The organism is Aliiruegeria haliotis (genome assembly GCF_003003255.1).
GTDB classification, from domain to species: Bacteria; Pseudomonadota; Alphaproteobacteria; order Rhodobacterales; family Rhodobacteraceae; genus Tropicimonas; species Tropicimonas haliotis.
The window spans coordinates 244,488-264,855 of record NZ_PVTD01000002.1; the positions used below are offsets into that span (position 1 = coordinate 244,488).

General features: G+C 64.5%; 20 protein-coding genes. 10 read left to right on the forward strand and 10 right to left on the reverse strand.

Annotated elements, in window-relative coordinates:
• Window positions 1-104: 104 nt before the first annotated feature.
• Window positions 105-704 (forward strand): DUF4174 domain-containing protein, encoded by a 600-nt coding sequence (locus CLV78_RS06540; RefSeq protein WP_342751806.1) that lies wholly within the window; start codon window positions 105-107, stop codon window positions 702-704.
• Between the two features lie 151 nt (window positions 705-855).
• Here CLV78_RS06540 and CLV78_RS06545 read toward each other — a convergent pair whose 3' ends face one another.
• The 6 genes from CLV78_RS06545 to CLV78_RS06570 form a co-directional block, all read right to left on the reverse strand.
• Complete coding sequence (locus tag CLV78_RS06545) at window positions 856-2,853, reverse strand: acetyl-CoA carboxylase biotin carboxylase subunit (RefSeq protein ID WP_106203987.1); 1,998 nt, start codon at window positions 2,851-2,853, stop codon at window positions 856-858.
• A gap of 194 nt (window positions 2,854-3,047) precedes the next feature.
• Window positions 3,048-3,257, reverse strand: a complete 210-nt coding sequence (locus CLV78_RS06550) for a hypothetical protein (RefSeq protein ID WP_106203988.1) — start codon at window positions 3,255-3,257, stop codon at window positions 3,048-3,050.
• Window positions 3,258-3,573: 316 nt separating this feature from the next.
• Entirely contained in the window at window positions 3,574-3,960 is a 387-nt protein-coding gene (locus CLV78_RS06555) for a hypothetical protein (RefSeq protein ID WP_106203989.1), read from the reverse strand.
• A gap of 45 nt (window positions 3,961-4,005) precedes the next feature.
• Window positions 4,006-4,380 carry a DUF6497 family protein gene (locus tag CLV78_RS06560; protein WP_106203990.1) on the reverse strand — a complete coding sequence of 125 codons (375 nt, stop codon included), beginning with the start codon at window positions 4,378-4,380 and terminating at the stop codon, window positions 4,006-4,008.
• The gene (locus CLV78_RS06565; protein ID WP_106203991.1) at window positions 4,371-4,730 is read right to left on the reverse strand and encodes a hypothetical protein; all 360 of its coding nucleotides are present in this window, start codon (window positions 4,728-4,730) and stop codon (window positions 4,371-4,373) included. Before CLV78_RS06565 ends, CLV78_RS06560 begins: the two co-directional genes overlap by 10 nt.
• Before the next feature lie 87 nt (window positions 4,731-4,817).
• Window positions 4,818-6,350 carry an acyl-CoA carboxylase subunit beta gene (locus CLV78_RS06570; protein WP_106203992.1) on the reverse strand — a complete coding sequence of 511 codons (1,533 nt, stop codon included), beginning with the start codon at window positions 6,348-6,350 and terminating at the stop codon, window positions 4,818-4,820.
• A gap of 192 nt (window positions 6,351-6,542) precedes the next feature.
• Between CLV78_RS06570 and CLV78_RS06575 the strand changes: the two genes are divergently transcribed.
• Entirely contained in the window at window positions 6,543-7,763 is a 1,221-nt protein-coding gene (locus CLV78_RS06575; RefSeq protein WP_106203993.1) for a multidrug effflux MFS transporter, read from the forward strand.
• 48 nt (window positions 7,764-7,811) lie between these two features.
• A complete protein-coding gene (locus CLV78_RS06580) occupies window positions 7,812-9,197 on the forward strand; it encodes a helix-turn-helix domain-containing protein (RefSeq protein ID WP_106203994.1) in 1,386 nt (461 codons plus the stop codon).
• Window positions 9,198-9,224: 27 nt separating this feature from the next.
• On the opposite strand, the gene CLV78_RS06585 is transcribed toward CLV78_RS06580, so the two are convergent.
• Complete coding sequence (locus tag CLV78_RS06585; protein WP_106203995.1) at window positions 9,225-9,467, reverse strand: HP1242/YdcH family protein; 243 nt, start codon at window positions 9,465-9,467, stop codon at window positions 9,225-9,227.
• A 208-nt stretch (window positions 9,468-9,675) separates the two neighbouring features.
• Between CLV78_RS06585 and CLV78_RS06590 the strand changes: the two genes are divergently transcribed.
• From CLV78_RS06590 to CLV78_RS06605, 4 genes are all read left to right on the forward strand, one after another.
• Window positions 9,676-10,914, forward strand: a complete 1,239-nt coding sequence (locus tag CLV78_RS06590) for an aspartate kinase (RefSeq protein ID WP_106203996.1) — start codon at window positions 9,676-9,678, stop codon at window positions 10,912-10,914.
• Window positions 10,915-11,110: 196 nt separating this feature from the next.
• Window positions 11,111-11,593 carry a phosphatase domain-containing putative toxin gene (locus tag CLV78_RS06595; protein ID WP_106203997.1) on the forward strand — a complete coding sequence of 161 codons (483 nt, stop codon included), beginning with the start codon at window positions 11,111-11,113 and terminating at the stop codon, window positions 11,591-11,593.
• Window positions 11,594-11,811: 218 nt separating this feature from the next.
• Entirely contained in the window at window positions 11,812-14,061 is a 2,250-nt protein-coding gene (gene ptsP, locus CLV78_RS06600) for a phosphoenolpyruvate--protein phosphotransferase (protein WP_245924859.1), read from the forward strand.
• Between the two features lie 252 nt (window positions 14,062-14,313).
• The gene (locus CLV78_RS06605; protein WP_106203999.1) at window positions 14,314-14,622 is read left to right on the forward strand and encodes a hypothetical protein; all 309 of its coding nucleotides are present in this window, start codon (window positions 14,314-14,316) and stop codon (window positions 14,620-14,622) included.
• Here CLV78_RS06605 and CLV78_RS06610 read toward each other — a convergent pair.
• Complete coding sequence (locus CLV78_RS06610) at window positions 14,595-15,110, reverse strand: GNAT family N-acetyltransferase (RefSeq protein WP_106204000.1); 516 nt, start codon at window positions 15,108-15,110, stop codon at window positions 14,595-14,597. The genes CLV78_RS06605 and CLV78_RS06610 overlap by 28 nt on opposite strands.
• A gap of 74 nt (window positions 15,111-15,184) precedes the next feature.
• On the opposite strand from CLV78_RS06610, the gene CLV78_RS06615 reads away from it, so the two are divergent.
• Window positions 15,185-15,790, forward strand: a complete 606-nt coding sequence (locus CLV78_RS06615) for a flavin reductase family protein (protein WP_106204001.1) — start codon at window positions 15,185-15,187, stop codon at window positions 15,788-15,790.
• Window positions 15,791-15,802: 12 nt separating this feature from the next.
• Here CLV78_RS06615 and CLV78_RS06620 read toward each other — a convergent pair whose 3' ends face one another.
• Window positions 15,803-16,396: an SAM-dependent methyltransferase gene (locus CLV78_RS06620; RefSeq protein WP_106204002.1), complete on the reverse strand. Its 594-nt coding sequence runs from the start codon at window positions 16,394-16,396 to the stop codon at window positions 15,803-15,805.
• Between the two features lie 248 nt (window positions 16,397-16,644).
• Complete coding sequence (locus tag CLV78_RS06625) at window positions 16,645-18,270, reverse strand: SulP family inorganic anion transporter (RefSeq protein ID WP_245924860.1); 1,626 nt, start codon at window positions 18,268-18,270, stop codon at window positions 16,645-16,647.
• A gap of 297 nt (window positions 18,271-18,567) precedes the next feature.
• Between CLV78_RS06625 and CLV78_RS06630 the strand changes: the two genes are divergently transcribed.
• Together CLV78_RS06630 and CLV78_RS06635 are read left to right on the forward strand one after the other, a co-directional pair.
• Window positions 18,568-19,413: an NmrA family NAD(P)-binding protein gene (locus tag CLV78_RS06630; protein ID WP_106204004.1), complete on the forward strand. Its 846-nt coding sequence runs from the start codon at window positions 18,568-18,570 to the stop codon at window positions 19,411-19,413.
• An 83-nt stretch (window positions 19,414-19,496) separates the two neighbouring features.
• Complete coding sequence (locus CLV78_RS06635; protein WP_106204005.1) at window positions 19,497-20,366, forward strand: S-methyl-5'-thioadenosine phosphorylase; 870 nt, start codon at window positions 19,497-19,499, stop codon at window positions 20,364-20,366.
• Window positions 20,367-20,368 lie beyond the last annotated feature (2 nt).

Genomic DNA, 20,368 nt, shown 5'->3' on the forward strand with positions numbered 1-20,368 from the left:
TTTCCGTTGGGTTAAGACCTTCGCCTTGCGAAAGGTTGAACGATTTGCTCTTAGCTTTCGGCGGATGCTCGCCTATATCTCTTGCAAGACGAGGAGAGACGAGATTGCCCCGTAGCCCCCTGACCCTGTTGCTGTGCCTTGCCCTTGTGGCGGGGATACCTGTCTCCGCGATGGCGCAGTCGGCAGAGGCGGCCGTTGCTGCCGAAGACAAGGCGACCACGCCCGCGTCCGAACGAGAAGCTGTGCATGCGACCGCCGAGGCCGAAAGCGAAGCTGTGCAGGCAACCGCCGAGGCCGAAAGCGAAGCGTTGCAGGCGACGGCCGAGACTGCCAGTGATCTGCAGTTCCTCGACGCCGCCGACGTGGTGCTGGACGACTTCCTCTGGACCAAACGCGTGTTGCTGGTCTTTGCCGAGACCGAGGCCGACCCGCGGTTCATCCAGCAGTTGCAGCTTATCAACCAGCGCCCGCAGGACCTCGTCTCGCGGGACGTTGTGGTGGTGCTCGACACCGATCCCGGTGCGAAATCGGATGTGCGCAAGACATTGCGCCCACGCGGTTTCGCATTGGTGATGGTGGACAAGGACGGCGTGGTGAAGCTGCGCAAGCCGTCACCCTGGTCCACGCGGGAGATCGGGCGCACCATCGACAAGACCCCGCTCCGCCGGCAGGAAATCCGCGACCGGCATGGGAGCGCCGGGTAGACGTTCAACGCCTCCCCCCCGACATCCTGTCCCCGATGTGCCGCCGGCGCCACGTCGGACGCTGGCGCGCGCACGAAAAACGGCACCGACGGCACGCCGGCAGGGGCCGGGAACACCGGCCCTCCGCGTCCGTCTATGCCATCAGGTGAGATCATTCGAACTCCATGATCACATCGTCCACGGCGAGGCTGTCGCCCGGGGCAGCGTTTATCTTTGCGACCACGCCGGATTTCTCCGCGCGCAGGATGTTCTCCATTTTCATGGCCTCCACCGTGCAGAGCGCCTGCCCCTCCTGGATCGTGTCGCCGGCCTCGACATTCAGCTTCACGATCAGGCCCGGCATCGGGCAGAGCAGCATCCTGGAGGTGTCCGGCGGCAGTTTCTCCGGCATCAGCCGGGCCAGTTCAGCCTGGCGCGGCGTAAACACCTTGACCGTCATATCGGCCCCCCGGTAGCGGATCCGGTAGCCCGACGTGAACTTGTCCACCTTGAACGCGTGTTTCGCGCCGTCGATCTCGACAACGGCCAGCGAATCGCCGGGCGTCCACTTGCTCTTCATCGCGATCCTGCGGTCGTCGAAGATCACGGTGGTGCCGTGCTTGTGCGCCTCGATGCTGACCGGGAATTCGGTGCCGTCCACGACGACAACCCAGTCGATGCCCACCTTGCGGCGGTGATTGTCGACGGTGCCGGTGATGCGCGTGCGCCGGATCTCCGCCACGCGGAACATGCCCGCCGCACAGGCAGCCACCCGCTTCAGCGCATCTTCCGGAAGGGTCACCCCCTGAAAACCGTCCGGGTACTCCTCTTCGATGAAGGCGGTGGTGATGTTGCCGTCCAGAAACCGCTGATGGTCCATCACGGCAGACAGGAAGGGGATGTTGTGTCCGATACCTTCGACTTCGAAACTGTCGAGCGCGTTGCGCATGGCGTCGATAGCGGCACCGCGCTCCGGCGCCCAGGTGCAAAGCTTGGCGATCATCGGATCGTAGTACATCGAGATCTCGCCGCCCTCGTAGACGCCGGTATCGTTGCGCACGGCCAGATCCGGGCGGTTCACTTCCGCGGGCGGACGATAGGCCGTCAGACGTCCGATCGAGGGCAGGAAACCGCGGTACGGGTCCTCGGCATAAAGCCGGCTCTCGATCGCCCAGCCCTTGATGCCGATATCCTCCTGCGTGATGTCGAGCGGTTCGCCATGGGCGATCCGGATCATCTGCTCCACTAGGTCGACGCCGGTGATCAACTCGGTCACGGGGTGTTCCACCTGCAGGCGGGTATTCATCTCCAGGAAATAGAAGTTCTTGTCGGAATCAACGATGAACTCCACTGTCCCGGCCGAGCAATAGTCGACCGCCTTCGCTAGTGCGCAGGCCTGCTCGCCCATCGCCTTGCGTGTTTCGGGGTCGAGGAAGGGGCTTGGCGCCTCCTCGATCACCTTCTGGTTGCGACGCTGGATCGAGCACTCGCGCTCATTGAGGTAGATGCAATTGCCGTGCTTGTCCGCCAGCACCTGGATCTCGATGTGGCGGGGCTGGGTCACGAACTTCTCGATAAAGATCCGGTCGTCCCCGAATGAACTCGCCGCCTCGTTCTTCGAGGACTGGAAGCCCTCGCGCGCTTCTTCATCGTTCCAGGCGATCCGCATGCCTTTGCCGCCGCCGCCGGCAGAGGCCTTGATCATCACAGGGTAGCCGATCTCGTTCGCGATCTTCACGGCTTCGTCGGCATCCTCGATCAGGCCCATGTAGCCCGGGACCGTGCTGACGCCCGCCTCCTGCGCGATCTTCTTGGAGGTGATCTTGTCGCCCATGGCTTCGATGGCGGAAGCGGGCGGGCCCACGAAGGCCACGCCCTCGGCCTCCAGCGCCTCGGCGAACTTGCGATTTTCCGACAGGAAGCCATAGCCCGGGTGAACGGCCTGGGCGCCCGTCTGCCGGATGGCGTCCATCACCTTGTCGATGACGATGTAGGATTGGTTCGCGGGCGGTGGTCCGATGTGAACGGCTTCATCGGCCATGTGCACGTGCAGCGCATGCCTGTCGGCATCGGAAAAGATCGCAACCGTCTCGATTCCCATCTTTCGTGCGCTTTTGATAACACGACAGGCGATCTCCCCCCGGTTGGCAATCAGAAGCTTTTCAAACATTTCCGTCCCCTCTCAAGTGTCCCTTGGGGCAGCCTGGCTGCCCTTCGCGTTCGCAAACACAGGAAAGGCCACCGGAGTCTTTCGCTCCGATGGCCCCCAAATATCTCAATTTCCGGGCGAAATCTCCGCCCAATTCGGTATTACCGGGTTGCGGCCGCTGCATCCTCTGCGGCCGCAGTGTCGGAATCGGACCGCTAGCGGGCCGCCTTCTTGACTTCGTTGGTAAGGGCGCCTGCCGCCGCGCCGATCGCGGTTCCGGTGGCGACACTCGTGCCGGTAACGGCCGCCACGCCGGCGCCGGTTGCGGCGCCGATGCCAGCATTCTCCAGGTTGGTGTTGGAATCGCAGGCGGCCAGGAGGCCCACGATGGCGATAGCTGCAAGAATCCTGAGAGAGTGTGCCATTTTTCTGCTCCGTTTTTGGTTTGGCTGTCGGAGGCTATGGCGCATTTGGCGACGGGCTTAAATCCCGCGTTCACAGGTCTCGGCAACAAACAGCCGAAACTGCGGCCACGGAAAAGCGGCGGCCGTGTCTTGCTGGAACACGGCCGCCAAAAGTAGAAAGGGGTACGTCTGTAGTTACCGGGCCAGTGGGGGGGGGTGCTGGGATGCGACCGGCCCAGAGCCACGCTTGCGCAGCGCGTGCAATCTGCCAAGAGGCAGTATTTCAACACGCCACGATCAGCCGGAACCTGCCGGTTGAGAGATCCCGTCGGCGACTTCACGCCCAATCTTCTCCCGCGTCATCCTCGATGATGTCGAACTTGTCGAGCACATCGGGAAAAGTCCGTTTGATCACCGAGAGATCGACGACCAGCATGGCCTCGTAGGATGCCGGGTCGAACGGGTCCTCTGCCGGCACGACTTCCTGTCCGAACAACCAGCTCAGCCGACCGGCGTCCAGATTGCCTCGTTCGAAGGGTTGATCACCGAAATGCTCCAGGATCGCCTGCAGGAAGGCCGCGTCGGCGCGTTTGTCCGCCGGTTTCCTGTCGGCGTGCCGTTTGCGCGCCTTCAGCGGGGTCGCGCCGCCCTTGTTCTCGCGCCGCAGCGTGAACTGGAAATCGGTCCCGGTCAGTCGCCCCGGGAAGCCGCGGTGCTTCAGCATGTCATTCTCCTTGCGGGCGCATCGGCCCCTGCTCCTGCCCTCTAGTCATTGCCAGACGCAGCCATCCGCCGTCGGCTTGTAGGCGCCGATATACATGGTTGCCTCGGGGTCGTAGACGCCGCGCTCGATCACGCGATCCATCAGGGTGATGTAGACCTGATCGGCGCCGCCGCTTTCCTCCACCGCCGTCATCCCATGCAGATCGCACAGGCGGTCCAGATCGCCGGCAACTTCCTCGTACCCCAGCTCGCCATCCTCCGGGCCGATCCTGGGAGAGACGAACCGAAGCGTCAGCCAGGTCTGGCCATCCGATTGCTGTTCGACGATCAGGTCGTGGAACGACGCCTCCAAGCCGGCATCCTGCGCCACGGCTGCGGCGGCAAAAAAGGCCAATGCCCATCCCAGTCCGATCAGGCGCATCCCGTCCCCCGTCCCTTTCCGGCCACGCGGCACCAGCGATCCCGCCGCGCCGGGTCTTCCAGCACGGCGCGGATCCGGCCCTCCAGCGCGCATCGGCTGAAAGCGCCATCCACACGGCCACCTGCACGCACCCGAAGTCCACCAGCGATCGTCGTCACCTCGACGACCGGGGAAAACCCGCGCTGGTGCTGCAATGCCCGCCAGAGGTCCTGCCGGATCTGGCTCGCCACTCGTTGACGTCCGCCCGGCGGTAGTTCGGTGGCGACCGCGACATCGAAGCGCGCCGGCAGCCGGCGGGCCAGCGTCAGCACCGGCCCATCGCGCCGGATGTGCCAGCGATCCCGGCTCATGGCTGTCCTCCTGACGTCATTCGCAATCGTCTCCGTCTGTCTTTGTCGCCACATCGCGTGCGGCCGGTGTGGCCGCCCCGAGCCTACTCAGAGTGGAATGTTGTTGTGCTTCTTCCACGGCATCGCCCGCTTTTTGTTGCGAAGGCTCGCGAAGGCGCGTGCGACACGAAGTCGGGTCCGCCGCGGCAGGATGACTTCATCGATGAAGCCCCGCTCGGCCGCAACGAAGGGATTGGCGAAGCGGTCCTCGTAGCTCTTGGTATGCCGTGCGATCTTCTCCGCATCGCCAAGATCCGAGCGATACAGGATCTCCACCGCCCCCTTGGCGCCCATCACCGCGATTTCGGCCGTCGGCCAGGCGTAGTTGATATCGCCTTTCAGGTGCTTTGAACTCATCACGTCGTAGGCGCCGCCATAGGCCTTGCGGGTGATCACAGTCACCTTCGGCACCGTGGCCTCACCAAAGGCAAAGAGAAGCTTCGCGCCATGCTTGATAACGCCGCCATATTCCTGATCCGTGCCAGGCATGAAGCCGGGCACATCGACCAAGGTCAGGATCGGGATTTCGAAGGCATCGCAGAAGCGGACGAAACGGGCCGCCTTCTTGGAACTGTCGATGTCGAGGCACCCCGCCAGCACCATCGGCTGGTTGGCAACGACGCCCGTGGTCTGCCCCTCCAGCCGGATGAACCCGGTGATGATGTTCTTTGCGTGCTCCTCCTGTATCTCGAAGAAGTCGCCCTCGTCCGCGATCTTGTTGATCAGTTCCTTCATGTCGTAGGGCATGTTGGCATTGTCGGGGATCAGCGTATCGAGGCTGTCGTCAATCCTGTCCGGCGCATCGAAAAACGGCCGGACGGGCGCTTTCTGCCGGTTGTTCGTTGGCAGAAAGTCGAACAGGCGCCGAATCTCTGCCAGTGCTTCGACGTCATTGTCGAAGGCACCGTCGGCCACCGAGGACTTTTTCGTATGTGTGGAGGCACCGCCAAGCTCCTCCGCCGTCACGACCTCGTTGGTCACGGTCTTCACCACGTCGGGACCGGTCACGAACATGTAGGAGGTGTCCTTCACCATGAAGATGAAGTCGGTCATCGCCGGCGAGTAGACGGCGCCACCCGCGCATGGCCCCATGATCACGGAGATCTGCGGGATGATGCCCGACGCCTCGATATTGCGCTGGAACACCTCCGCATAGCCCGCGAGGCTGTCGACGCCCTCCTGGATCCGCGCGCCACCGGAATCGTTGATCCCGATCACCGGGGCGCCATTCTGGACCGCCATATCCATGATCTTGCAGATCTTCTGCGCGTGAGTCTGACTGAGAGAGCCACCGAAGACGGTGAAATCCTGGCTGAACACGTAGACCATGCGACCGTTGATCGTGCCCCACCCGGTGACCACGCCGTCGCCGGCCGGCTTGTCGTCCTCCATGCCGAAATCGGTGCAGCGGTGGGTGACGAACATGTCGAACTCTTCGAACGTGTCCTCGTCGAGCAGAAGTTCGATTCGCTCGCGGGCCGTGAGCTTGCCTTTCTTGTGCTGGCTGTCGATCCGGCGCTGTCCGCCGCCAAGCCGTGCCGAGGCACGACGGGTCTCCAACTCGGCCAAAATGTGCTTCATGTTCCCGTCCCCTTAATTTCCCTTTCCATCGCCTAGCCCATGGACCGGGTGTGCCGGAAGTCCGAATTGGAAAATTTGCAAAGTGTTGACAGTCAAAGTTTGGCAAATCGCAAATCAGCAAACACCCATCATATTGGTCGGATTCCCCAAGCATAGATGGACTTTCTTTCGCCAGACACCTAGGTCGGGGGAATGACCACCCATGCACGGCCGGTTTTTCTCGACCGCAGCACACCGCCACATATCGTCACACTCGTTCTCCTGGCCGGTCTTTCGGCCATGAACATGAGTGTCTTCCTGCCGTCTCTGCCGGCAATGACGGAGCATTTCGGCACCGACTACACCGTCATGCAACTCTCGGTGTCGCTTTATTTGGCGACCACCGCCGTGATGCAGATCTTTATTGGCCCGCTGTCCGATCGCTTCGGACGCCGTCCGGTGGTGCTCTGGGCGCTCGTGGTCTTCCTGCTTGCGACACTGGGGTGCATGCTCGCGCCCAATGTGGAGGTGTTCCTGGCCTGCCGCATGGCGCAGGCCTTCGTCGCGGTCGGGCTCGTGCTGTCCCGCGCCGTGGTCCGGGATATGTACCCGCAGAACGAAGCCGCCTCCAGGATCGGCTACGTCACGATGGGCATGTCGCTGGTGCCGATGTTCGCGCCGATGATCGGCGGCCTGCTGGACGAGCTTTTCGGCTGGCGGGCGATCTTCGTCTTCCTGATGATGTCGGGCGGTGCGCTCGGCTGGCTCTGCTGGCGCGACCTTGGCGAAACGGCGACCAGCACCGGCATCCGCTTTGCAGACCAGATCAGGGATTATCCCGAACTGCTGCTGTCGCGCCGCTTCTGGGGCTATGCGATGTCCGCGGCCTTCGCCTCCGGCGCCTTCTTCGCCTTCCTCGGCGGAGCCCCCTATGCCGCCGACCACATCTTCGGGCTCACCCCGTTCTGGGCCGGGATCTGCTTCGGCGCGCCCGCCATCGGCTACACGTTCGGGAACTTCCTGTCGGGTCGCTTCGCGGCACGGGTGGGGATCAACCCGCTGATCCTCCTCGGGACGGCGATCGCCTCTGTCGGGCTGAGCGTCTCTGTCCTCCTTGGCGCCCTCGGGGTCTCCGGGCCCGTCCCGTTCTTTGCCTTCACCACCACTGTCGGCATCGGCAACGGGCTGGTCGTACCGAATGCCAGCGCCGGCCTTCTTTCGGTGCGACCGCAGCTTGCGGGGACGGCCAGCGGATTGGGCGGCGCGATCATGATCGGCGGCGGAGCCGCGCTTTCGGTTCTGGCAGGGGTGCTGCTGGAGGGCCGCACCACGGCAATGCCCTTGCAGATCCTCATGGCGGCCTCCTCCGCGCTGTCGCTGATCGCCATTATCTACGTGATTTTGCGGGAGCGGGAATTGCAGCTTGCAAGCTGAGCTTTGCAAAGCGTAGATCGCTGAAACGCGAAGCTGCAAAGAAACCCCATGGCCCAGAAGAAACTCTATGCCGGCGTCAAGCTGCACGAAATCCGCACCCGGCTCAGCCTGACCCAGAAGGCCTTTGCCGCCAAGCTTGGCGTATCGCTGCCCTATCTGAACCAGATGGAGAACAACCACCGGCCCATCTCCACCTCCGTGGTGCTGGCGCTGGCACAGGAGTTCGGGCTCGACGTCACAGAGCTCAGTTCCGGTGACACCGAACGCCTGGTTTCCGACATGCGCGAAGCTCTCGCCGATCCGGTGTTCTCCGACAGCGTTCCGCTGGCCGACTTGCGACTCGCCGCCTCGAATGCGCCAGCGCTCACGCGCGCCTTCCTGGAGCTGCACAGCGCCTACCGGCGGACGCAGGAACGGCTGGTCTCCCTCGACGCCGCCCTCGGTCAGGGCAGCGAGGATGTGGCCCAGCTTCCCTGGGAAGAGGTCCGGGACTTCTTCCACTACTGCGACAACTACATCGACGCGGTGGATCGCGCGGCCGAGCATTTCGCAGGCGCCGACCCGATGGCAGCCGCCAGAAAGGCGCTTGAAGAGCGCGGCATAACCCTTTTTGTCTGCGAAGAAACCGGATTGCGGACCTTTGATCCCGAGACCCGCCGCCTGACATTGTCGGCACGGGTCGGCGTGGCGACGCGGAACTTCCAGATCCTGCACCAGGTCGCCCTTCTGACACAGAACGACTTGCTGGAAGCGACATTGGATCTGGCCCGCTTCCAGACCGCGGACGCCCGCGCCATCGCGAGGATCGGGCTGGCCAACTACTTTGCCGGCGCGGCCTTGCTGCCCTATGGCCGGTTCCGCGCCGCCGCGCAGGAGACACGCCACGACATCGAACGGCTCGCGCAGCGTTTCGGCGCTTCGATCGAACAGGTGACGCACCGGCTTTCCACCCTGCAACGCACTGGCGACAAGGGGGTTCCGTTCTTCTTCGTCCGGGTGGACCAGGCCGGCACGATCACCAAGCGTCACTCCGCAACCCGCATGCAATTCGCGCGTTTCGGCGGCGCCTGCCCGCTCTGGAACGTTCACCGGGCGTTCGAAACGCCGTCCCACTTCCTGCGCCAACTGGCCGAGACACCAGACGGCGAACGCTACATCCTGCTGGCGCGGGATGTGTCGAAATCGGGAGGCGCCTGGGGCGCACCGGACCGGCGCTACGCCATCGCGCTCGGCTGCGAGGTCGCGCATGCGCCCAACCTCGTCTATGCCGACGGGCTCGATACCGGAACGCCCTCCGCCTATGAACCTATCGGAACCTCCTGCCGGATCTGCGAGCGGCGCTCTTGCCACCAACGGTCGATCCCGCCACTGGAACAGAAACTGCGCTTCACGCCGGACCGGCGTGACGTCCTTCCCTATGAAATCGGGGAGTGACGGGGCGGTTCGCCCGCCGCACGCCCCCTATGCCGCCGTCCGGAGCCTGCGGTAGATTTCGTCCTTGAGGAACATGCGCCGCTTGCGCAGTTGATGCTCGGCCAGTTCTTCCATCGGCCGCTCGTGAACCTCGGACTGGTGAACCCGAATGTTGAGGGCGGAGTATTCCTTCACCAGCGCGGCGAACACGGGGTCGCGATCGATCAGCGCCGGGATCAACTCCTGCTGTTCGGGGAATTCCTCCGCGAGCTCATGGGGGACGTGGGACATAGCGTCTCTCCTTCTGTTTTGCAGAAAATTTGTGACGCTCCCTGCAGGGCCCCGTCATTGACCTGCGTCAAACCCGGTATGCGTTAACGCCAACACCGGTCCCATTTGGCAACACGCCCCCGCGCGCGCCTTCTCCCCTGCCCTTGCGTCCGGTCCGCCCATCGCCTATGCCCGCCAGCGAAAAAGCAGGAAGGGATAGGCGCGCATCATGCCACTTCTGGTGATGAAATTCGGCGGCACATCGGTCGCCACGCTGGACCGCATCAGGCGGGCAGCGAAGCGTGTCGGCCGCGAGGTCGCCAACGGGTACGACGTGATCGTCATCGTCTCCGCCATGGCAGGCAAGACCAACGAACTCGTTGGCTGGGTCGAGGAGACCTCTCCGTTGTTCGATGCCCGCGAATACGACGCCGTCGTCAGCTCCGGCGAAAACGTGACCGCCGGCCTCATGGCCCTGACCTTGCAGGAAATGAACATCCCGGCCCGCTCTTGGCAGGGCTGGCAGGTGCCGCTGAAGACCTCCAGCGCCCACGCCTCCGCGCGGATCGAGGAGATCCCGACCGACAACATGAACGCCAAGTTCGCCGAGGGCATGAAGGTGGGGGTCGTGGCAGGCTTCCAGGGCATCTCGGAAGAGGGTCGTATCACCACGCTGGGTCGTGGCGGCTCCGACACCACTGCCGTGGCATTCGCCGCCGCCTTCGGTGCCGAACGCTGCGATATCTACACCGATGTCGATGGCGTCTACACCACCGATCCGCGGATCTCCGACAAGGCCCGCAAGCTCGACAAGATCGCCTTCGAGGAGATGCTGGAACTTGCCAGCCTCGGTGCGAAGGTCCTGCAAACCCGTTCGGTTGAACTCGCGATGCGCTACAAGGTGCCGCTCCGGGTTCTCTCCAGCTTCGAAGAATATGACCCCAACGCAGGCACGCTGGTCTGCGACGAGGAGGAAATCATGGAAAGCAATGTCGTCTCCGGCGTGGCCTACAGCCGCGATGAAGCCAAGGTCACGCTCGTATCTGTAGCTGACCGTCCCGGCGTCGCCGCCGCGATCTTCGGCACCCTGTCCGAAGGCGGGGTGAACGTGGACATGATCATCCAGAACATTTCGGAGGAAGGCCGTACGGACATGACCTTCTCCTGCCCCACCAACCAGGTGGCCCGCGCCGACCGCGCAGTGCAGGAAGCCCGCGAAAACGGGTTGATCAACTACCACGACATCGTCGTGGACAACGAGGTTTGCAAGGTCTCGGTCGTCGGCATCGGCATGCGGTCCCACACCGGCGTCGCGGCAAAGATGTTCGACGCGCTGTCCGACGAGGGCATCAACATCAAGGTCATCACCACGTCGGAGATCAAGATCTCCGTCCTGATCGACCGCAAGTACCTCGAACTGGCCGTGCAGGCGCTGCATGACACGTTCGAACTTGAGAAGACCGCCTGATCGAGACCTGATCGAATCGCGACATCCGCGCCCAACCGCGAGGGGTCGCCGCTGGCCGAGGTCACTTCGCGCTCGCGACCCCCACGCGCGGGATTGACGAGGAACACGCCGCCGACGCGCAGGCGCCCGCGCATTCGAGCCGGGCGCCGCAGGATCGGTGCCAGCGGCAAACACTGACGAAACGTGGGAGCGTCACATGTTCGAGATTGCGGCCGTGCCTTTGGAGCGTGGCACGCTCGGGGTTGCCCCGCTGCCGGGACATGAATCGTCGCTCGCCACGGATGTGGAAACGATCCGGGATTGGGGCGCCGCGGCAGTCGTCTCGATGACACCGACGGAAGAAATGCAGCGCCTCGGCGCGCAGGATCTGCCCATCGCGCTCGACGCCGCCGGCATTATCTGGCACGCGTTGCCAATCACCGACTTTGGCGCGCCGCAAGCAGCGAGCGACGCGCAATGGGCAAATCTTTCCAGAGCCTTGCATGCGGAACTTGATGCCGGACGCAAGGTTCTGCTGCATTGCCGGGGCGGTCGCGGCCGATCCGGAATGGTGGCATTGCGCCTGATGGTGGAACGCGGCGTCGATCCCGCTTCCGCGCTTGCCGAGCTTCGCACGCTCCGCCCGGGCGCGGTCGAGACGGAGGCGCAACTTGCCTGGGCCACCGCCGGCGTGCCGTAATGCCGCGGCACCGGGCACAACGGGAACGCCCCCCGCGCCCTGAGCCGCTGCCGCAGACCGGGCACGCCCAATCCTCGGGCACTCGCCTGCGCACGGCATGAGAGTGAAATCGTTAACGGTGTTACCGCCATCACCGGGGTGTTTGTTATTTTGTTTCGCGACGGACTATGGTCTACACAACGTGGTTGGCAGGAACCGGGACAGACGGAGAGCAGGCAGTGAAGCCGGAGAACAGCGACAGCAGCGGCAGCCGACGGCTGCTGGGCCGGCTGAAGCAGGCGCTTGCCGAGCCAGCCGAAGGACAGGAACGGCTTGACCGCATCACGGCGCTCATCGCCGAGGAAATGGCAACGCCTGTCTGTTCCATCTACCTGTTCCGCGATGCCGACACTCTGGAGCTTTGCGCCACCGAGGGCCTGAACACCGAAGCCGTACACAAGACCCGGATGCGCATGGGCGAAGGCCTTGTCGGGCGCGTCGCCGCCTCCACCCAGCCGATCAATACCGGGAACGCGCCGTCCGAGGCCGGGTTCCGCTACATGCCGGAGACCGGTGAGGAGATCTACTCCGCCTTTCTCGGCGTGCCCATTCAACGGTTGGGCGAGCGCCTTGGCGTGCTCGTCGTCCAGTCCAAGGAGCCGACGCCCTACGGCGAAGACGAGGTTTACGCGCTGGAAGTTGTCGCCATGGTGCTGGCGGAGATGGCGGAGCTTGGCGCCTTCGTCGGCGAAGGCGCGGCAATGGCCGCCCCGCACCAGCATTCGGTCATGGTGCGAGGGCTGTCCGCGCAGGAGGGCGCTGCCGAAGGCAACGTGCTGCTGCACGAGCCACGGGTGGTCGTCACCAACCCCTTCGCCGATGATTCCGAAGCCGAGCTTCATCGCCTGCGCAAGGCTGTGGACAAGCTGCGGATCTCCGTCGACGAAATGCTGACCGGCACCGATGCGACAGAGAAGGACCAGCGCGAAGTGCTGGAAGCCTACCGCATGTTCGCCAACTCCAAGGGCTGGTTGCGCCGGATGGAGGGCGACATCCAGCGCGGCCTTTCTGCCGAAGCCGCGGTGGAGAAGGAACAGACGGCGGCCCGGGCCCGGATGGAGCAGGTTCCCGATCCCTATCTCAGGGAACGGCTGCATGATCTCGATGACCTGTCCAACCGCCTTCTGCGTCTGCTGACGGGCCAGGGTGACGATACCGGCGTGGAAATGCCGGACAACCCGATCCTCGTGGCACGCAATATCGGTCCCGGCGAGTTGCTGGCATACGGTCGCGGCCTGCGGGGGATCATCCTCGAAGAGGGCTCCGTGGGCAGCCATGCGGCCATTGTCGCCAGAGCCCTGGCCATCCCGCTGGTGATCAACGCCGAACGCATCACCACGGAGGCGCTGAACGGCGACCACGTGTTGCTCGATGGCGACCAGGGGATCATTCACCTTCGCCCCGAGGATACGGTCGCCACGGCCTTCCGGGACAAGATGGCGATGGCCACCAAGGCCCAGGAACGCTACGCCTCCATCCGTCGGGTGCCGGCCACGACGGTCTACGGCCCGACCATCCGGCTCGACATGAACGCCGGCCTCATGGCCGACCTGCCGTCGCTGCGGTCGTCGGGTGCCGATGGTGTCGGCCTGTTCCGTACCGAATTGCAGTTTCTCGTCCGCTCCAAGGTGCCGCGCCGCGGCGAGCTGGCCAGCCTCTATTCCCGCGTGCTGGACGCCGCGGGCGACAAGCGGGTGGTCTTCCGTACCCTCGACATCGGGTCGGACAAGGTGCTGCCCTACATGAAGCCGCAGGACGAGCCCAACCCGGCGCTTGGCTGGCGGGCAATCCGTGTCGGGCTCGACAAGCCCGGCGTCATGCGGATGCAATTGCAGGCCCTGATCCGGGCGGCCAACGGGCGGCCGCTCTCCATCATGTTCCCCTTCGTTGCCCAGTTCGACGAATTCCGCACCGTGCGGCAACGGTTCTTCGACGAGCTGGAACACGAGGACAAGCTCGGCCACGTGCTGCCGGAGGAGGTCGAGGTCGGCGCGATGCTGGAGACCCCGAGCCTTGCGTTCGCACCCAAGCAGTTCTTCGACATGGCAGATTTCATCTCTGTCGGCGGCAACGATCTGAAGCAGTTCTTCTTTGCAGCCGACCGGGAGAACGAACGGGTGCGCCGTCGCTACGACACGCTGAACGTGTCCTTCCTGACCTTCCTCGAATGGATCGTCATGCGCTGCAAGGAATCCCGGACGCCCCTCAGCTTCTGCGGAGAAGACGCCGGGCGGCCCGTGGAGGCGCTGTGTTTTTCCGCCATGGGTTTCCGCACACTGTCGATGCGCCCGGCCTCCATCGGGCCGGTCAAACACCTGCTGCGCCGCTCCAACCTCTCGGAGGTGCGCGAGGTGATCGACGAGGCGCGGGCCAGCGGAGCACAGTCGGTACGTCCGGCAGTCATGGACTGGCTCCGGCAACAGGGCTGAGGTCCGCCACGACCGCGCCCTGCCCAACTCCGCACGCGCGCCTTTGTCAATCCCGTGTTTCGGTGACTTGCCCCGCCCTCTTCGGGTCGCGATGATGGCCGTTCCCGGATCAGGGATGCCGCGAAACACGCGACAGCCGGCGTCTCATCCCCAGCCTGCTCCGCGCGAACATGCAATACGGCCGGCCTGTTCTTGCCGGCCACGTGACGAGTGCGCCGTTGCGGCGTGCCACACCTGGGGAGACCAGAAAACGTGGATGATGTTCTGACGATGGAGATTCCGCGCAGCCGGAGTGAGCAAGCGCGGCAAGTTCTGGAGCGGATTTCCTGGCGCGGCTACATGCCGCCCGAAGCCGGACAGGCGACCGAGGTGCTCTGGGAAGTGCCAGCCGACCAGATCGACCTGATCCGGGCCGTCCTGCGCCGCAACCGGCGTCTGGCCGGAAGCTCGCCCACCAACTGGGGCTCAATCGACCGGGTTTGCGAGACGATTGCAGAGGCCTCTCGTCGGCTCGGTGTGCGACCGAACTACGGCTACGAAACCGGGTTTCCGCCGGCCTGATGGGCTGGCGGTGCGCCGGCCGCCGCCGCGCGCACGACGTTCCCCCGCACGCCCGTCCAGTCGCCGAAACCGAGCACACGTTCCGGGTTCGTGGGCGGCGGCATGATCACGTCGTCAAGCCGGCTGAAGCCGAAGCGACCGTAGTAGGGCGCGTCTCCGACCAGCAACATGCGATGCCAGCCGATCTCTGCACCGCGGGCAACCACGTCACGGATCATCGCCCCGCCTAGCCCTTCGCCCTGGTGTGTAGGGTGAACAGCCACCGGACCGATGAGGGCCGCCGAATGGCCGGAGATCCGCACCGGCCACGCGCGGATCGCCCCGGAGAGGATCCCGTCCTCCCGCGCGACACGGCAAAGCTCGGCGACCGGATCGACACCATCCCGCAACCGGTAGGAGGACAATGCCTCCCGGCCCGGAGCGAAACAGAGGTCGAACAGCGCCTCGACCTCCCACCAATCCTCGTCCAGCTCCTGTGTCAGCTCCACCGTGCTCGCCTCGTCTTTCCGGCTGGAAACAGCCCCCGCACAGCGTTAGGTCTTTTACAAAGGAGACGCCAGATATGTTCTATCGCCCTGAAGACGGCCACGGGCTGCCTCACAACCCCTTCAACGCCATCGTGGCCCCACGCCCGATCGGATGGATCGCCACGCGCGGCACCGACGGGTCGGAGAACCTCGCCCCCTATTCCTTCTTCAACGCCGTTGCCTACACCCCGCCGCAGGTGATGTTTGCAACCACCGGCAAGAAGCATGACCGCGACGGCACCAAGGACACGCTGGCGAACATCCGCGACACCGGGGTCTTCGCGGTGAACATCGTCGAATACGCCATGAGGGAGGCGATGAACCTGACGTCCGGCCCCTGGGACAAGGACGTCGACGAGATGGAGATGGCCGGGTTGCGGCGGGCCGAGTGCGAGAGCATCGACTGCGGTCGCGTGGCGGACGCGCCAGCGACGCTGGAATGCCGTCTGACCCAGATCGTGGAGCTGGAAGGGAAGTCGAACCTGGTCGCCTTTGGCGAGGTGACCGGCATTCACATGCGCGACGATTGTCTGAAGGACGGCCGGTTCGACGTCACCACCTTCCTGCCGCTTGCGCGGATGGGCTACCGCGACTTCACCCATGTCACCGAAACGTTCGAGATGACGCGCCCGGGCGAATGACCCTTCCTGGGGTCAGGGACCGGGCTGCACGGCAAGCATCTGCACGACGGCACCCGGCCCGTCGTGGTGCCGGCCTTCTTGAACATCCCGCACCGTTTCCTGCAGGATCTCGAAATCGAGCCCCTTGAGCTCGTCCCGCAGGCTTTCGGCATCCATCATCAACTCCGCGACCGGCGGGCCGCCCGTGTCTCGCTGCAACTGGTCGCGGGTGTAGGCTTCGAGCACCATCCTGCCGCCCGGTTTCAGGCCGGCCACGCATCCCTCGTGCACCTCGCGACGGAGTGCCGGCGGCAGGTGCCCGAAGATCTTGACGATTCCGTCCCAGACGCCGGGTTCGATGCGGAATTCTGCCAGATCTGCGTTGATCACGGTGATCTCGACGCCGCGTTCCTGTGCCAACAGCTCGGCCTTTCGGCACCCGACCGCCGAAGCATCCACAGCCGTCACCTTGTAGCCGTGTTGCGCCAGCCAGACGGCATTGCGCCCCTCGCCCTCGGCCAGGCACAGGATGCGCCCCATCGGCAAGCGATCGGCGACTTCGACAAGGAAGTCGTTCGGTTCCGTGCCATAGGCATATTCCTCGGCACCATATCGTTTGTCCCACATGTCACTCTCCCGTTGCCGTCGCACCGAGCCTACGCACTACGCCGGCAAAGACCAACAGCCCTCGCAGCCGCATTTTCAAACCGGGGAATGCTGGTCCGCAGCAGGGGTGCCACCATCGCGAGGCGGAACGCGGGCGCGGAATTTGCTGGCCGCGGGTTCGGATCGACGTGCGGCTGCAGCCGCCACCCTGAAACAGAACACCCCGCCAGTGGCGGGGTGCAGTAGCGTGCAAGCGAGGGCGAAGGAGGTCAGTGCCCCATGTGGAGCACCCCGGTGCGCACCTCGTAGTTCGCTGCGATCGCGTAGTCCGGATCGTCATCGGAGTCGACGATGAGCTGGCCGGCCTTCGACAGCAGCTCGTGGCAATCATGGCTGAGGTGGCGCAGTTCCAGCTTCTTGCCTGCTTGCTCGTATTTGCCGGCGATGGCCTCGATCGCCGTCAGCGCGGACTGGTCCGCCACGCGACTCTCGGCAAAGTCGATGACGACGCGGTCGGGATCGCTGGCCGGATCGAACAACTCGGTGAAGCCGTGGGTGGAACCGAAGAAGAGCGGCCCCTGGATCTCGTAGACCTTCTTGCCGTCGTCGGTTTCGGAGATCTTGGCATGGATGCGCGCCGCGTTTTGCCAGGCATAGGCCAGAGCGGAGACGATCACGCCCACGATCACTGCCGTCGCAAGGTCGGTCATTACCGTGACCACCGTGACCAGCACGATCACCACGGCGTCGGTCATCGGGACCTTCCGCATGATCGTCAGCGACTTCCAGGCGAAGGTACCGATCACCACCATGAACATCACGCCCACAAGGGCGGCCAGCGGGATCTGTTCGATCAGCGGGGCCGCCACGACGATGAAGGCCAGCAGGAACAGCGCCGCCGAGATGCCGGAGATCCGGGTCCGGCCGCCGGATTTCACGTTGATCATCGACTGGCCGATCATGGCACAGCCGCCCATGCCGCCAAAGAAGCCGGTCACGGTGTTTGCCACGCCCTGGGCAACGCATTCCTGCGAAGCGCCGCCGCGTTCGTGCACGATCTCTCCGACCAGGTTCAGGGTCAGCAGGCTCTCGATCAGCCCGATTGCGGCAAGGATCAGCGAATAGGGAAGGATGATTTCCAGCGTCTCCCAGGTGAGCGGCACCATGGGAATGTGGAACTGCGGCAGCCCCCCCTCGATGGAGGCCATGTCGCCGACACGAGGCACGTCGATGCCAAAAAGGATCACGATGCCGGCGGTGATGCCGATCCCCGCAAGCGGCGCCGGAATGGCGTTGGTCAGCTTCGGCAGGCCCCAGATAATGGCCATGGTCAGCGCCACCAGCGCCAGCATGACAATGAGCGGCCAGCCGGACAGCCATTCGCCTCCTGCCATGCCGTGGCCGGAGACTTCCGCGGTGCCGGGCACCTGGAACTGCGTCAACTGCGCAAGGAAGATGACGATTGCCAGGCCGTTGACGAAGCCCAGCATCACCGGATGCGGCACCAGCCGGATGAACTTGCCGAGCCTGAAGATACCGGCCGCGATCTGGATGATCCCCATCAGCACGACCGCCGCAAAGAGGTATTCCACACCGTGATCGGCCACGAGCGCGACCATGACGACGGCCAGAGCGCCCGTCGCACCCGAGATCATCCCCGGACGGCCACCGATGAGCGCCGTGATCAGGCCCACGATGAAGGCCGCATAGAGCCCCACCAGCGGGTGAACGCCTGCCACGAAAGCAAATGCGACCGCTTCGGGAACCAGTGCCAGGGCTACCGTCAGGCCCGCCAAGACCTCCGTCCGCATCCGGGCAGAGCTGAGTTTCTCGCCGGAGGAGAACTGGGCAAGGTAGTTGCTATCGGCAAGGGCTGCCATGATGGCTCGGGTCACGCGGGGCCTCGTTTGCAATGTGTCATCTGTCGGGTTTTCGCACCGACCGCTCCGCAGCTGCGAGCCGGGCCGGAGGCACGGTCATTCGATGGAACGGACCGCGGCACCCTATGCGACACGCCGGCAGCGCGCGACAATGGGACGCGATGATTGCGTTATCAGCTTCGGCATGGTGTCAGAAGGACGCCAAGCGGGAACCCGACATGCGTCACGCGCATACCTCATCGTCCGGGCGATGCATTGACGCAGTGAATCCGCGGACATAGGTCGGGATCAACGCAGCGCTGCGAGGGCTCGATGGCAAAAATTCTTGTGACCGGGGCGAACGGCAAGACGGGCCAACAGGTGGTTGCGGCACTAGGAAAGGCCGGTCTGTCCGCCCGCCGCGCCACGCGCCACCCGCTGGCGCCGGGAGACGTCCGCTTCGACTTTCTTGATCCTGCGACATGGGACGATGCGCTCGGTGGTGTTCAGGGCCTCTTCCTGATGCGCCCACCCGCCATCGCTCGGATCGACAGCACGCTGGCGCCGTTGATCGCAGCCGCGCGGGTGGCGGGGGTGCAACACATTTGTTTCCTGTCCGTCGCAGGCGCGGACCGGATGCGCTTCATCCCCCATGCCGCCGTCGAAAGGGCCCTGCGGGAGGGGCCGGCGGACTGGTCGATCCTGCGACCGGGGTTCTTCGCCCAGAACCTTCAGGATGCCTACATTCACGACATTCGGCACGATGATCGCCTCTTCGTTCCCGCCGGACGGGGCCGGGTCGCCTTTGTGGATTTGCGGGATGTCGGGTCACTCGCCGCCAGGATCCTTGCTGAGCCAGAACGCCACATCGGCGCCGCCTACACGCTCACAGGGCCAGTGGCGGCAACCTTTGACGAGGTGGCCGAGGCGCTGTCCCAGACCACCGGGCGCGCCATCACCTACCGGGCTGCGAGCGTCCCGGGCTATCTGGCGCATCTACGCAAGCAACGTCTGCCCGTCGCGCAGACACTGGTGCAGACGGCGCTTCACGTTGGATTGCGCTTCGGTCAGGCAGAGCGTGTCGATCCAACCCTTGCCACCCAATTGGGGCGACCTCCGCGGTCGATCTTCGACTACGTCCACGATCACGCGGAGGCATGGGTTCGGGTGGGCGGCTGACTGACACGCGGCATGGACATTCTGCCCAGGGAAATGCAGGCTCCGCGCGAATTTCGGGATTGAACAGACAGGCGGAGAGCGTGATGGACACGGTGATCGGCGTGATCGGAGGCAGTGGCCTCTACGAGATCGACGGCTTGGAGAACGCGGCGTGGACCGCGGTGGAGACCCCTTGGGGAACCCCTTCGGACGAGATCCTGACCGGAACACTCGATGGGGTGAAAATGGCGTTCCTGCCACGCCATGGCCGGGGTCATGTCCATTCGCCCACCACTGTCCCCTACCGCGCCAATATCGACGCCCTGAAGCGGATCGGCGTGACCGACGTGATCAGCGTCTCCGCCTGCGGCTCCTTCCGGGAAGACATGGCGCCGGGGCATTTCGTGGTGGTGGACCAGTTCATCGACCGCACATTCGCACGGGAGAAAAGCTTCTTCGGCACGGGCTGCGTGGCCCATGTGAGCGTTGCCCACCCGACCTGTCCCCGCCTCGGAGAGGCCTGCCTGGAGGCGGCAACGGCGCAGGGGATCACGGTTCACAATGGCGGGACGTACCTTGCGATGGAGGGGCCGCAATTCTCCAGCCTCGCGGAATCGAAGATGTACCGGGAGCAGTGGGGCTGTGACGTGATCGGCATGACCAACATGCCCGAGGCCAAGCTCGCCCGAGAGGCCGAGCTTTGCTATGCCTCGGTCGCCATGGTCACCGACTACGACAGCTGGCACCCCGATCACGGCGAGGTCGATGTGATGGACATCATCCAGACCCTGAGCGGCAATTCCACCAATGCACGCGGCATGGTCGCCCGCCTCCCCGCCCTGCTCGGGACCGAACGGCCCCCCTGCCTGCATGGCTGTGACCGGGCGCTCGAATACGCCATCATGACCGCCCCTGAGAAACGCGACCCGGCGCTGCTGGCCCGGCTCGATGCCGTGGCCGGGCGCGTCATCTGAGG